Annotated in this window: 12 protein-coding genes; 7 read left to right on the top strand and 5 right to left on the bottom strand. The window is 32.9% G+C overall.

Annotation, left to right across the window (positions count from 1 at the left end):
- Window positions 1–12: 12 nt before the first annotated feature.
- From J8M14_RS11805 to J8M14_RS11795, 3 genes are all read right to left on the bottom strand, one after another.
- A complete protein-coding gene (locus tag J8M14_RS11805; protein WP_211074825.1) occupies window positions 13–975 on the bottom strand; it encodes a FecR domain-containing protein in 963 nt (320 codons plus the stop codon).
- 73 nt (window positions 976–1,048) lie between these two features.
- Entirely contained in the window at window positions 1,049–1,516 is a 468-nt protein-coding gene (locus J8M14_RS11800) for a sigma-70 family RNA polymerase sigma factor (protein ID WP_211074824.1), read from the bottom strand.
- Window positions 1,517–1,725: 209 nt separating this feature from the next.
- The gene (locus J8M14_RS11795; protein ID WP_211074823.1) at window positions 1,726–3,333 is read right to left on the bottom strand and encodes an isocitrate lyase; all 1,608 of its coding nucleotides are present in this window, start codon (window positions 3,331–3,333) and stop codon (window positions 1,726–1,728) included.
- 1,202 nt (window positions 3,334–4,535) lie between these two features.
- On the opposite strand from J8M14_RS11795, the gene J8M14_RS11790 reads away from it, so the two are divergent.
- The gene (locus J8M14_RS11790; RefSeq protein WP_211074822.1) at window positions 4,536–5,249 is read left to right on the top strand and encodes a glycoside hydrolase family 11 protein; all 714 of its coding nucleotides are present in this window, start codon (window positions 4,536–4,538) and stop codon (window positions 5,247–5,249) included.
- 101 nt (window positions 5,250–5,350) lie between these two features.
- Window positions 5,351–6,196 (top strand): SUMF1/EgtB/PvdO family nonheme iron enzyme, encoded by an 846-nt coding sequence (locus tag J8M14_RS11785; RefSeq protein WP_211074821.1) that lies wholly within the window; start codon window positions 5,351–5,353, stop codon window positions 6,194–6,196.
- Here the strand turns inward: J8M14_RS11785 and J8M14_RS11780 are convergent.
- Window positions 6,193–7,233 (bottom strand): LacI family DNA-binding transcriptional regulator, encoded by a 1,041-nt coding sequence (locus J8M14_RS11780; RefSeq protein ID WP_211074820.1) that lies wholly within the window; start codon window positions 7,231–7,233, stop codon window positions 6,193–6,195. The genes J8M14_RS11785 and J8M14_RS11780 overlap by 4 nt on opposite strands.
- Before the next feature lie 648 nt (window positions 7,234–7,881).
- Window positions 7,882–8,892 carry a WYL domain-containing protein gene (locus J8M14_RS11775; protein ID WP_211074819.1) on the bottom strand — a complete coding sequence of 337 codons (1,011 nt, stop codon included), beginning with the start codon at window positions 8,890–8,892 and terminating at the stop codon, window positions 7,882–7,884.
- A gap of 142 nt (window positions 8,893–9,034) precedes the next feature.
- On the opposite strand from J8M14_RS11775, the gene J8M14_RS11770 reads away from it, so the two are divergent.
- The 5 genes from J8M14_RS11770 to J8M14_RS11750 all read left to right on the top strand — a co-directional run bounded on the left by J8M14_RS11770 (window position 9,035) and on the right by J8M14_RS11750 (window position 13,415).
- Window positions 9,035–9,331: a hypothetical protein gene (locus J8M14_RS11770; protein ID WP_211074818.1), complete on the top strand. Its 297-nt coding sequence runs from the start codon at window positions 9,035–9,037 to the stop codon at window positions 9,329–9,331.
- A gap of 254 nt (window positions 9,332–9,585) precedes the next feature.
- The gene (locus J8M14_RS11765; RefSeq protein WP_211074817.1) at window positions 9,586–10,221 is read left to right on the top strand and encodes a hypothetical protein; all 636 of its coding nucleotides are present in this window, start codon (window positions 9,586–9,588) and stop codon (window positions 10,219–10,221) included.
- 199 nt (window positions 10,222–10,420) lie between these two features.
- A complete protein-coding gene (locus J8M14_RS11760) occupies window positions 10,421–10,729 on the top strand; it encodes a DUF6331 family protein (protein WP_211074816.1) in 309 nt (102 codons plus the stop codon).
- On the top strand, window positions 10,726–12,108 hold the full coding sequence (locus J8M14_RS11755) for an RtcB family protein (protein WP_211074815.1): 1,383 nt from the start codon (window positions 10,726–10,728) through the stop codon (window positions 12,106–12,108). The genes J8M14_RS11760 and J8M14_RS11755 overlap by 4 nt, the downstream gene beginning before the upstream one ends.
- 1,067 nt (window positions 12,109–13,175) lie before the next feature.
- Entirely contained in the window at window positions 13,176–13,415 is a 240-nt protein-coding gene (locus tag J8M14_RS11750) for a hypothetical protein (RefSeq protein WP_211074814.1), read from the top strand.
- Window positions 13,416–13,517: the final 102 nt, after the last annotated feature.

Here is a 13,517-nt window from a genome sequence, read left to right as displayed (position 1 = left end):
TCCTCACTTTTTTTATTTTATCATCCACTCATTCGTTTTTGTGTTTAATTGATATGTAAAGTCTTTGGAGATTTTAAGAACCTCAAAAATCTCATCTATAGGAGTTGTATTGTCAAAAGAGCCTGTAAATTTAGTAGTCGCGATGTCTTCATTTTTAAAAAGGATTTGTTGACCAAACTGAGCTTCTAAATCGACTGCTATTTCCCTGAAACTTATGTTTTCGAATTGTATTTTTCCTTCTCTCCAGGCAATGATGGACTCATTATGATTCATTTTGGATTTCACCACTTCTTGGGTATGCTTATAAAAAGTTACTTTTTCATCAGGAACGAGGATTATACGTTCTTTAAACTGTATGTTAGAAGTAACTTCGACCTTGCCGGTAAGCAATTTTGTTTCTGTGGTGGGACTATCTTGATACGATTTTACATTAAAACTTGTTCCCAGTGCTTTTACTGTGATATGATTGGGTGTGGTCACGGTAAATGGGTTCAATGAATCTTTGGCAACCTCAAAAAATGCTTCTCCTTCCAGATATAAAGTTCTTGGAGTTTCTGAATTATAGGTTAGGCTACTTGAAGCATTTATCCATACTTTGGAACCATCTGATAATTCAATACTTTTTTGTTCTCCATAAGTAGTTTGTACTACTATTTGATTCTTATTGGAGGATACGGAATTGTAGAAATACGTTCCGGAAATAATAACGATCAATATAGCTGCGTACTTTAGTACCTCTTTCCAAACTGTTGTTTTTGGTTTCGATTTGACAGTAGTAAAAAAACGTTTTTTCGCTTGTTCAACAGATGGGTGTTCTCTAGAAGTATGCTTATAAATGGTAGTTATTTTGTTAAATAAATCTTCGTCATAATCCGTAGAACCCATCCATTTTTCTACTTTCTGAATGGTTATATCATCAGCAGTTTTGGAAATATATTCCCAAATTTCAGTTTCTGTAATTTTAAAATGATCCATACCTTAAAGGTGTTAACTACCTATAAGACGTATGCCAAACAAGACTACCCTATCGGAGATGTGTTTTTTTTTCTTAAAAATAATCTTTTAACCCTTTCTTAAATGCTGTTAAAGCCTTTGAAATATGAAGTTCTACGGTTTTTACAGAAACACCTTTTCTTTTGGAAATTTCTTTGTAGGTCAAACCTTTATCTCTTGATAACTTGAAAATATCTGTTGTTTTTTGTTCTAACGTAGTGTAAATATCTTCAATGCGCTGTGTTAATTCCCATTGCTGATCAATCTGAGTTTCGATACTTGTATTTAGCGTATACAAATTAGTATGCTTTTCTCTGGTTTGTTTTTTTCTATAGTCATCTATAATTTTATTTTTGAGTGCTGTGATTAAAAATGATGTTATAGAGCGTTCTGATTCTTTGATGTTCTCAAAGTTTTCCCAAAGCTTAATAAATGTTTCCTGCACTAACTCCTCAGAAAGGTCAGTTTCTTTTAAAACTTTGAAAGCATAATTGTACAATCTGCTATAGTGTCTGTCAAACAAATTGGAGAATTTTGCCTCTTTAATGGAATTCGATGTAATTTTTTTATTCAAATAATTTGAGTAACGGTAGATTGCTAAATTATATAAAAAACGCTCAAATTTCTTTTCTGTTACATTTTATACCATTTATCCTTTTCCTAATTTTAAAACTATAAAAAAAGGTGACCCGAGATCGGATCACCTTTATGAATAAACTTCAAGACAAGTTTTTATTTATCTGCCAGTACTGGTTCTTTAGTACTTGCTTTAACTTCAAATTGATTACTTGTGTTTTTCTCACCGCCAGCTTTTAAAGCTTTTTCACCAGCAAAGAAGGTTTTGTGATCATCTCCTAAGTCTGAACCTGCCATACGTTGATGTTTTACACAGGATACTCCTTTTCGTATTTCCTGACGTTGAACAGAATCAACATATTGTAACATACCTCTGTCTCCAAAATACCCTTCTACCAAATCATTCATATGTAATGCCGTGGTGTGATACGTTGGTAGTGTAATTAAGTGATGGAATACACCAGCATCACGAGACGCTTCTGCCTGGAACAAACGGATCATTTCGTCTGCTCGATTTGATAATTCAGTACCATCATATTTAGCATCCATTAGCTCTGCACGGTTATAAGCAGAAGTGTCTTCACCTTGTTCTACCATAAGATCATATGCCTGTTGGCGGAAATTGATCGTCCAATTAAATGATGGAGAATTATTATATACTAATTTGGCATTTAGCACCTTTTCTTTTACTCTATTTACCATATGTGCAATTTGTTTCACATTTGGAGTTGGCGTCTCAATCCATAATAAATCCGCACCATTTTCCAGACTGGTAATACAATCCAATACAACACGATCGATATTAGAACCTTCTTTAAATTTATACAAACCATTTGGCAATCTCACCGGACGCACTAATTTACCATCACGTTTGAATAATACATCATTTTCGTTAACCTCTTCTACTAAAACTTCTTCTGCTTCAACAAAATCCATATACTGTGATGCCAGATCCCCTTCTTCCATAGATACTGGTAGTTTTTGAGTTAAACCAGCTCCTTCAGAATCTGTTCGAGCAACGATAATACCTTCGTCTACACCTAATTCTAAGAATGCATATCTGAGTGCATTTAGCTTAGCGATAAAATCTTCGTGTGGTACCGTTACTTTACCATCCTGATGGCCACATTGCTTAGCGTCAGATACCTGGTTTTCGATCTGAAGTGCACAAGCACCAGCCTCGATCATTTTTTTAGCTAAAAGGTAGGTTGCTTCTTCGTTACCAAAACCTGCGTCAATATCAGCAATAATAGGTACCACGTGGGTTTCGAAATTATCAATCTTTGCTTGCACATCTTCTCCAGCATCCAGACGACGAAAAAGATCATTTAACTCTACTGCATCCGCCTGACGTAAGAAAGTATATATCTCCTCGATTAATTTAGGAACTGAAGTCTTTTCGTGCATGGACTGATCTGGTAAAGGTCCTAATTCAGAACGTAATGCTGCCACCATCCAGCCGGAAAGATATAAATATGTTTTTTCAGTTGTACCTTTATGTTTTTTTACTGCGATCATTTTTTGCTGAGCCACAAAACCATGCCAGCAACCTAGTGATTGAGTATAGTTTACACTGTTAGCATCGTATTCTGCCATATCTTTACGCATGATAGACGCTGTGTATCTAGCAATATCTAATCCTGTTTTAAACCTGTTTTGTACAGCAATACGCGCAGCGTTTTCCGGCTTTATGGTTGCCCACGTATTTCCGTGTTTTGCTTTTAATGTGCGTACAGTATCAAGTGCCGAATTATAAGTAGTCATAATATAATTTTTTAGATTTTATTTTAGGTTAATGTCTTTAAATGTTAATTATTGGTTTTTTCCACATTGTAATCAATCGTATTATTAATAGCCCAATTGGTAACCAATGTTTTAGTTTTTGCTTTTGATTTCATCCCTTTAGATTTTGTTATTTATTAATAATTCTAATTGCTACTTAGTAGCGTCTGCCAGATTCTTTTTTTTTTGTAATGTGTTTTACTAAGCGTCCTTGTAAATTAATTACAGGGCAATATTATAAAAAAGTTTTTGATAAAAAAAGCGAACGTTCGCTAAATGTTTAAAAAATGTAAAATAATAGATGTACGCGACAGCTGTTTTGTTTAGTTGAAAATCATGAAGAAAGAACCCAATTTCTTATGTTTTAACCTGAAAATCAAATATATATGAATGGTTGTGTATTGGGTAAGCTGTAGTTTTTTGACGTGTTAAAATCAGGTTTTAATTAAATTGATAAAAAGAAGAATATTCAGAAAGCTGATCACTTTCTTCCTTTTTTTTTAGGAATTAGATGTGTTGTCTGATCATTTCGAGCGGTGGAACTCGATAAAATTTGGAGTTCATTACCGTTTCAATAAATAGTAGATGAAAAAAATCAAGGAGTCTTTTACGAAAAAGAATGAGTATTCAGGAAGAAGTAGATTTGGTAGATTATATTAAATCTATTTAGTAGTATTTTTTGATCATAAATTGACCTTCTACATCAAAATAGTTAAGTCTAAATATACTAGTATATATCCGTTATGGTAACAGAAGTCGTTATATTTTTTTGAGCAAAACATGATATATCATAACTGGATTCTGGATAGATTCGATTGGTTTTCTCTTTTTTGAGGATCCCAGCTTTTGCATATTATCACCATCGATACTTCCTTCTAATTCTAAGAACTTGGTTTTAAGAGATGAGAAATGAGGCTTTAAATCTTGATGATTCGTACATTTAAAATTCAAGGTAATTATTTGATAATCAGTTGCTTGTTTGAAGTCTTTTTACGAAAAGTTTTCGTAAAAAATGATGCGCATTCAACTGAATTATGAAATACTTATTATTTACATCTTAATTTTGTGGGTATAACTAATTTTTAACACAAACTCAATCATATTGACATAAAAATTATTTGTTCGTCAAATAAATAATATGAGATATGATTTTTTGAATTATTCTAATGTAAAACTATCTAATTATGAAAAAAAATCTAATTTTTATGACTACAGCTTTATTGCTGTTTATTAGTTGTTCAGACGATTTTGAGAATGATAACTTTTCTCAAAATACAGACATAGAACAAAAATCGATCGATTCAAATGGATACATCAGCGATAATAGAACTGATGGGTATAACAATGGCTATTTTTGGACTATTTATAAAGAGGGAGGATGGGGAAGATTGAGATTCCCTTATGCTAATCAGTATAGTGGTAATTTTGAAATTGAATATAAAGACAACCAGGATATTGTAGGAGGGAAAGGTTGGAGAACAGGCAGTGGCAGAACTGTTAATTACAATATTGGCCTTTTGCAAGGGTCATATAATTTTGTAGGTGTTTATGGTTGGACCAGATCCCCACTTATAGAATATTATATTGTAGAAAGAGGAAATATCCAGGGTCAAAATCAGAACAAGAATTTTAACGCTAATGGAAAAAACTATCAGTTTAAAAAGCAAAAACGATCTAACGCTCCTTCAATTCTGGGTACCCGAACTTTTTATCAGTATATAAGTCAACATGGTAATGCCGCATTAGGAAGTAATCAAAAAGTAAACATGCAGGCACATATTAATCACTGGAATAAACATGGAGGACACAATGGTAATCTCAAAAATTTTGATTACCAAGTTTTTGGAATTGAATCCTATAGCGGTGGTTGGGGAAAAATTAACGCAACCGTGTGGTAAAAAAGTATAACGTGTAAAATGAGGTGGTTAATTGTATTAACTGCCTCATTTTTTGTACACCTGTTTGTGTACACCTTTCTTATATAAGTAATTGTAAATTCATGAAAAAAATATCTTGGCTTATAGTTTTTGGAAGTTTGATTCTTTATTGCTGCAAAAAAGAGAAACAAGATGAGGTTTTGCAGGATAATTTACTTTTAATAAAAGGAGGAGTTTTTATAAATAAAAAATCAAATTTGTATAAAAAAAATGTGTTTGTAGGCGACTTTTATATAGGTAGGTTTGAAGTTACCCAAAAAGAGTGGATTGAAATTATGGGAAACAACCCTTCTGAATTCAAAGCTGATAATCTTCCGGTTGAGATGGTTAGCTGGTATGATTGCATAACATATTGCATTAAAAAAAGTAAAAAAGACGGACTGAAGCCTTATTATAAAATTTATAAGGATTCTATAGATTCCTTTAATAAATCAGAGTTTGATACCATTAAATGGTTGGTAAAAATAAACCCCAAAGCAAATGGTTATCGCTTACCTACAGAAATAGAATGGGAATATGCAGCAGGGGGAGGACAGCTTAGTAGACACTATACCTATAGCGGAAGTAATATGGTAGAAGATGTAGCTTGGTATTGGAGAAATTGTGGAGATACTTTGTTGACTCAGCATTGGGATTATAAGATTATAGAAAAAAATAATTGTAAAACTCATCCTGTTGGGGATAAAGCACCTAATGAACTTGGTTTGTACGATATGACAGGCAATGTAAGAGAGTGGTGCACAGACTGGTATGAGAATAATAAGATGCCTGGAGGACATTTTCGATCCCAGCGAGGAGGAGGTTGGATAGGCGTTGAGTTATATAGCGAAAATAGTGATAGAGGGTATTTTGAAGCCAGTGGAGTCGGACCAGATCAAGGCTTTCGAATTTGTAGAAACAAGTCTTAAAAACTTTCTAATAATCTCTTTGTACTTTCTCTTTCAATCAAATTAGTTTTGATGACTTTAGTAGTATAGGTGGGTTTAGTATCCATAAGCTCAATTCTATCAATAAGTATTCTAGTAGCGATTTCGCCTAAATAGATACTATGTTGACTTATGGTTGTGATCGATGGTGTCACATAGCGTGGTAATACTCCATTTGTAAAACCAATTATAGAGATATCTTCAGGGACTTTATATCCCTTGGATTTTACAAGTTTCAACGTGCTCACCGCAGCATCCTCTTCAAGACATAAAATGGCATCGACTTTTTTGGAGTCCAGCAAAATCTTTAATAACGTATCTATATCATTAAATTCATCAACATTCAGAATTAGAGCATCATCTATCATCAGGTTTGCTTCCAAAAGAGCCTGTTTATATCCTTCTAGTCTAAGTTTACCAACACTGAGGCGATGAATGTTAGATACAATAGCAATATTCTTACAACCAGTTTGGATAAAATGATTGGTAGCATTATACGCCCCTTCTTTGTCATTTACAATTACCTTATCGCTTGCTATTTTGTCTGTAACACGATCTATCATCATAATAGGAATACCTTGGTCGATCGTATTCTGAAAATGTCTAAAATCTTGTTTTACCTCTGTTTCCTCTGCAATTGATAAAATAATACCATCTAAGTGCGAATTTTTTAGAAGCTCTATGGCTTCAGCCTCTTTTTTAAATGACTCATTAGAAATACAGGTTATGACATTATAACCTTTTTCGGCAGCTATTTTTTCAACACCCACAAAAACCTTGGTAAAAAAATGATTTAACATATTGGGGATAATTACTCCAATAGTTTTGGTGTTTTGCCTGGTATCTTCTTGTAGGACAATATTACTGGATTTATAGTTATGCACTTTGGCATATTCCTGAATTTTTGTCTTTGTCCCAACGCTAATTTCGTAGCTGTCATTAAGTGCTTTGGATACGGTGGCAATAGATACATGAAACTCTTTTGCAATATCTTTTAGCGTTATTCTCTTTTTTTTCATACCGGATAAATTTCTAATATGAGTATAAATGATTACAAAAATGGTAAGGGGATGGTAAGTTTTATAACCTGATGTGATTCATAAGAAACTGAATTTAAGTTATTTTTTAATTACTTGACTGATTAATTCGTTGTCAAAATTTAAAATGCAACATGGTTTATATGATTTGCTTCAATTTTTTTATTTATAGGGTTGTTATTTATAAACATGTACTATGCAATTGGGACAAGATAAAGTCATTTAGCATTAAATGTTTTTTAAAAATAGATGTAAATACGACTTATAATGTGGTAGTTGTATAAGTCTATTTTTATACATGATATACAAGATTTACTTCAAATCTTTTATCTAATTGGAATGTCAAGCAATAGGTATATTTTTTTGTGAAGTTTTAAGTAAAAAAAGAGAACGTTCTAAAGGTTTAAAAAATTAAAATAAACAAAATAAGTAATGGCTGTTTTATTGAGTTGAATGTTATGAGGAAAGTATCTAAATATTTTATTTTACGATGATGATCAAATACATAAGTGTTTTTATGTATTGAAACCTGGTTTTAGATAGGGGTATCTTATGATCATTTAGAGCCGTAAAACTTGATAATTACCGTTTCAATAAAAATTAGCTTAACTGATTCATAAAGGTTTAAATCTATGGTGTATCGTAGAGAGCAGTTGCTCTTTCTAGTTTCTTTAGAATTCTTTTTCTGAGTTTTTCGGGTTTTAGGACTTCAATTGAATCTCCAAAACCTAAAAGCATACGTTCCAGTTCAAAGTTGATCTGAACAAGAATATTAAAAATGACTCCGTTTTCATCTTCCTTTATAATTCGTTGTGAGCTATGAAAAGGTTTGGTAATTACATAAGGGGCATTTTGCTTATCAACCCAAAATTGAATGCGCTGAGCTCTAGAATTAGCAACCGTTACACCGATAATATCCTTGTAATATGCATCTCCATCAAATTTCTCATCCAAGTAAGGAATGCTAGTATCAAAATCAATGTCGATAATCCTATCTAATGCTAAATTTACAATAGGTTTCTTAGCTGAAGACTTACCAACCAAAAACCATCTGTTATTGAACTCTTTTAGGATAAAAGGATGAAAGACAAATTCTGAAGCTTGTTGTGCTTTGAAAGACTGATATTTTATCTTTAAAACAAGTTTCTTTAGAATGGCTTGGTATAAAATATCAAGATGCTCTAATCCTTTTAGCTTTTCGTTTTTATCCAGATGAATTACAGAAGCTTGTTGTGTCTTTTCGGTATATACTTTGTCCTCTAATCTTTGGATAATGCCACCAAGTTCAGAAAATAGGGAAAAGTCCTTGAACTGTTTCAGCATTTCTACAGTTTCTGATAGTACATTCATATCATTTTCGGTTAGTGGGATATCAGTAATCGAATAATCCTCATCAGCATACTTGTAATACTTTTTATCATAAACTTCTATAGGAGCATTATATCCCAATTTATCACTGCGCATCATTTGGATATCTAGCTGCACAGTACGCTTACTTACATTTATATCTCTTCCTTCATATTCATACAATGCATCGGAACAAGCTTCGATAAGATTATCTAATGTCCATGAACGGTTATTGTTTTGCAAGCATTTATCAATGGTTTTATAACGGATTAATGCATTTTTATTTTGAGCCATAATTGATTTATATAAGAGCTAGAATTATAATACATTGTAAAAAGTATAATTCCTATTATATTTGCAATATAAAATTAGTTCATTATTTTTTTGTTACTAGTCAGTAGTCTTTGAATTTATGTTTAATTTAAATACTATGAAAATGAATTGGAAAATTCAAAAGCTACTGAATGGAGAAACCATTATTTCAAAAGAACCGGGTAATTCGATGTTACCGATTTTAAGATCTAAACAACCTGTGGTACTAAACCCTGTCAATTGGGAAGATTGTAAGAAAGGGGATATTGTTTATTGTAAAGTTAGAGGTAATTGTTTTACTCATTTAGTAAAAGGAAAAGATCCAAAGAGAGGACTATTGATTGGAAATAATCATGGTCGTATCAATGGATGGACTAAAAACGTTTATGGTAAAGTCGTTAAAATTTTACCTTGTAAGTAGCGCATAATAGCGCTTTTTTTGTTTAAACACTTTTCTATTTACCACCTAATCTTCACTTTTTTTTCTACGTAAAATAATTGCGCGCAATGATTAAATCTTTGTATTGTAATTGAAAAAGACATTTGGTGCAGAAAACATAATCCAAAAACCGAACAAAAAAAAGCATTATAAATAAAACAAAGGATTGTTGGATTTATTTCTTTTGTTCTTTCTCTAATAATTACTTATCATTATATCACTAAAACTAAACAACCATGAAAAAGACATTGCTCATATTAGCATCTATACTTTTAATTATTTCTTGTAAAGACGATCAAAAATCTAAAGATGCAGAAAATAAAACCTCTGATAAAAATGAAGTTGTTTCTGATACTGAGACAAGTTCAACTCCCCAAAAAACTTCCAGCCCCACAAATGCTTCCAAAACTTTGGACCTTGAGCAAGAAGTACAAAACTTTATCACCTGTAAAAAGGCAGCAACCGAGCGTAATGATTGTAGAAATAGTATCACCAAAATTATTTCTGAAGGATTTGATTTAACTGAATTTAATGACCCTAAATTAGGCTATGTCGTTTATGATAGTATTCGCCCCATTGCCGAATCATCCAGAAACTGGATACAGCTAGGAACCATCAATCAGGAAACTATAGATCAGGCACTGGAACATACTAACAGAGGAGGTTTGGCACTTATAATCGACACATCAGAAACCTATGGGCATGTAGTGATGATTGTTCCTGGAGAAAGTAAAAAATCAGGTTCTTGGGGTATGAAATTACCCAACGTACTATCACTAACAAATTATAAACCAGAAAAATCATTTAGCGACAAATCACTTTCTTATGCAATGAAAAAAAGCGATGATCTAAAAATATTTCTCAGACAATAAGTAATAGCTTCAATTATAGAATAATCCTCAAGTGATAGATTTTCATTTGAGGATTTTTTTTGAATTATATTTTGCTACGCGGAATAATTGCGTACTTCAATGTAATATTTGTACCGGAATCATAAACAAGCTATGAAACATTGGCTTTAAGGTAACGCTCCGTCGAACGGGGAGTCGGCGGAGCTTCAAAAAAGAAGTTATGAAATTAAAGGGAAGTTTTTCAGCAGATATTTATTTAGAATTAAATAAAGAGTTCTGGCGAGATTTGGAGATTCATTGTGTAGCAGAATGTTGCGGAGTTGATGCTTTTGATTTTTCGAAAGAAGAGATACAAAAGACTATTACATGTTATGATAAAGAGGAAATCATTAATAATTTAGATTTTCTATTAGGGAAGATTGAATTATCTGATTATAAATATGTTTCAAGTGGTTTGTTCGATGAATATTCGAAGAAAAAAGTATTTGTAGAACGTATTAAAAGAATTAAAGAAAATATTTTAAAATGAAGATGATAACAGGAAAAACATTAATCGAATTAGGATTCAGATCCGGAAAATGGTTTCCGGAAGCAATCGATCATATCAATACAAATCAATTAGAAGGAGAAGCAATGCATACCTATTTGGAGCAGTTCCAATCTCCACCGATAGTAGATTTACATTCAGAAGCAGCTCCATTTGCTATCAATATAAAAGCCGAAAACGAGTTGGAAGAAACCAATGTAAACTCAGTGGTAGAATCTATGAACACCTTGATGAAAACCCCAACATTGGTGAACGGAGCCATCATGCCAGATGCTTGTCCTACGGGACCTAACGGAACTATTCCAGTTGGCGGTGTAGCAGTTGCTAAAAACGCTATACATCCCGGGATGCATAGTGCAGATATCTGCTGTTCTGTGATGCTTACTGATTTTGGTAAGATGGATCCTAAAAAAGTATTAGATGCTGCGCATCAAAATACTCATTTTGGACCAGGCGGAAGAGATCGAAATACTCAATATAGATTTCCTGATGAGTTATTGAAGGATTTTGAAGGTAATTATATGCTGAATAACGAAAAGATGATTCAGGCAGCAAGATCACATTTGGGAACTCAAGGAGATGGAAATCACTTCTTGTTTATTGGTACATCCAGAAAGACAGGTAATACCATTATGATTACCCACCATGGATCTAGAGGCCCGGGGGCTAATTTGTATACTAAGGGGATGAAAATTGCTGAACGTTTTAGAAAGGAATTGTCTCCAGAAACCTTAAAGCAAAATGCTTGGATTCCTTTTGATACAGAAGAAGGGCAACAGTATTGGGAAGCCCTTCAAATCATAAGAAAGTGGACAAAAACGAATCATGAAGTCCTTCATAACGCTACTTTACAAGCCTTAAACATAGATGGATGCGATCGTTATTGGAACGAACATAACTTCGTCTTTAAAGATGAAGATCTATTTTATCACGCTAAAGGAGCCACTCCATTAGACCCTAAGTTTATGCCTGATATTACAGGACCAAGATTGATTCCTTTGAATATGTCAGAACCTGTATTGATTGTAAATGGCGAAACCACCACTACCAATCTTGGATTTGCACCACACGGAGCGGGACGTAATGTGAGTAGAACCCAGCATAGAAGAAGTAAAGAAGGGAAAACCGTTAACGAAGTTTTTGCTGAAGAAACCCAAGGATTAGATGTTCGGTTTTTCTCTAAGGAGATTGATGTTACAGAATTACCGAGTGCATACAAGAATGCAGAAACTGTTAGAGACCAAATGGATGAATTTGGGCTGGGTAACGTGATTGATGAAGTCCTTCCTTACGGATGTATTATGGCAGGAGACTGGCAAAAGAATGCACCTTGGAAAAAAAGGAAAAGAAGAAGAAAGTAATTTGTTTTTAATAGTGGTTTAAGTTTTTTAGCCAAACTTTCGTAAGCCTAGACTTTCTTGACTACCTGTGGTGAGCAGGCAGGTTTGTTTCTTTTTTTGGCAATGAAAAAAAGAAAAGAAAGATTATTTAGGACAAGATTAATTCGAAATAAAAGATAGCTTCCTTTTTTGAAAGTAAATTTGTATATTATATAATAAATGACAAATATTTGTACAACGAAATGAAACAAAATAGAGTACATATCGAACCAAAAGTAATGTTTAATCCCGGGGATAACCTTTGGATTTATGGAGTACCCATGTCAAACAGGATGCTATGTGACTATTTTAATCATTTTTTGAAGTGATATAAATTAAAAACTAAAATAGAAGTAAGCGTCCAGGAAACTGGGCGCTTTTTTTATGGAGACTTTTTGAACAAAAACGAAGTGAATGCTTTAAATCTAGTCTAATTCACCTCTGTTTTAGAGAAGGAGTTTTATTAATAATAATTTTGTCATTCCTGCGTAGGCAGGAATCCATTGATTAACCCTTGTTACATTATCTGGATTCCGGCTCAAGGCCGGAATGACAAAAAGCAAACAGAATATGAGCCATAAATTAAAAAAAGTAAAATTTTTTTTTACCAATATGAATAGCATATAATCAGACATAAGAAATAGTAGTTGGAAAGTAAGCATCAGATATACAGAAGATTGCCAAAACATCCAAAATCCGTCGTAAAACGGACAGGAATTCTTATGCTTAATTTTTGTATTTAACTATCTGATTACCAATAAAATAAATCAACTTTTCTTTGCAGATTTAAAAAAAAATATAATCTTTGCAATGTAATTGAAACACAATATAAATCGTTTCATACCAAATGATTTTAATGTAATTAAGAAGGCTAATATTAATAGTTTTTTTGTCAAACTGAACCTCCTCCAAAGACGGACAGGTGTAGAAGTATAATAAAAAGAATAGTTTATTTAGTCTTCGACAAGCTCAGACTGACAATTCAGATTCTTAATAAAACAGAGAAATCAAATTAGTACCATTAACAAAATAAATTAAAAGATAGAACAATGAAGTATAATCAATTTAATAACAAGGAGCAGGAGATCAGCAATGACCTGTTTACCGATGCGTTCGGAAGCATCCTTGGAGTTAGTGGATATACTTCGGTTGTCAATCCACTTCTCATAAAGATGCCTGAATCAAAAGGCAATAACAGACCAGAATCCACCTTTTTATGGATGTCAGATGATATTCATGCAATACGCAATCTAGTTGCAGGTGTTTCTGACAAAGCATTTATTTCGTAAGCGTCGGTCTGATATCCTAAATAGTTTGATTGTAGTAAGTGATGAAGCTTTTTTGTCACACTGTCCCAAAATCTCGGGAGTTGAAGTGTGATTGAAGGACTA

The organism is Aquimarina sp. MMG016, assembly GCF_018100805.1.
GTDB lineage: Bacteria > Bacteroidota > Bacteroidia > Flavobacteriales > Flavobacteriaceae > Aquimarina.
The sequence above is the reverse complement of the archived record's forward strand: the minus strand, read 5'-3'. Positions and strand labels throughout refer to the sequence as shown.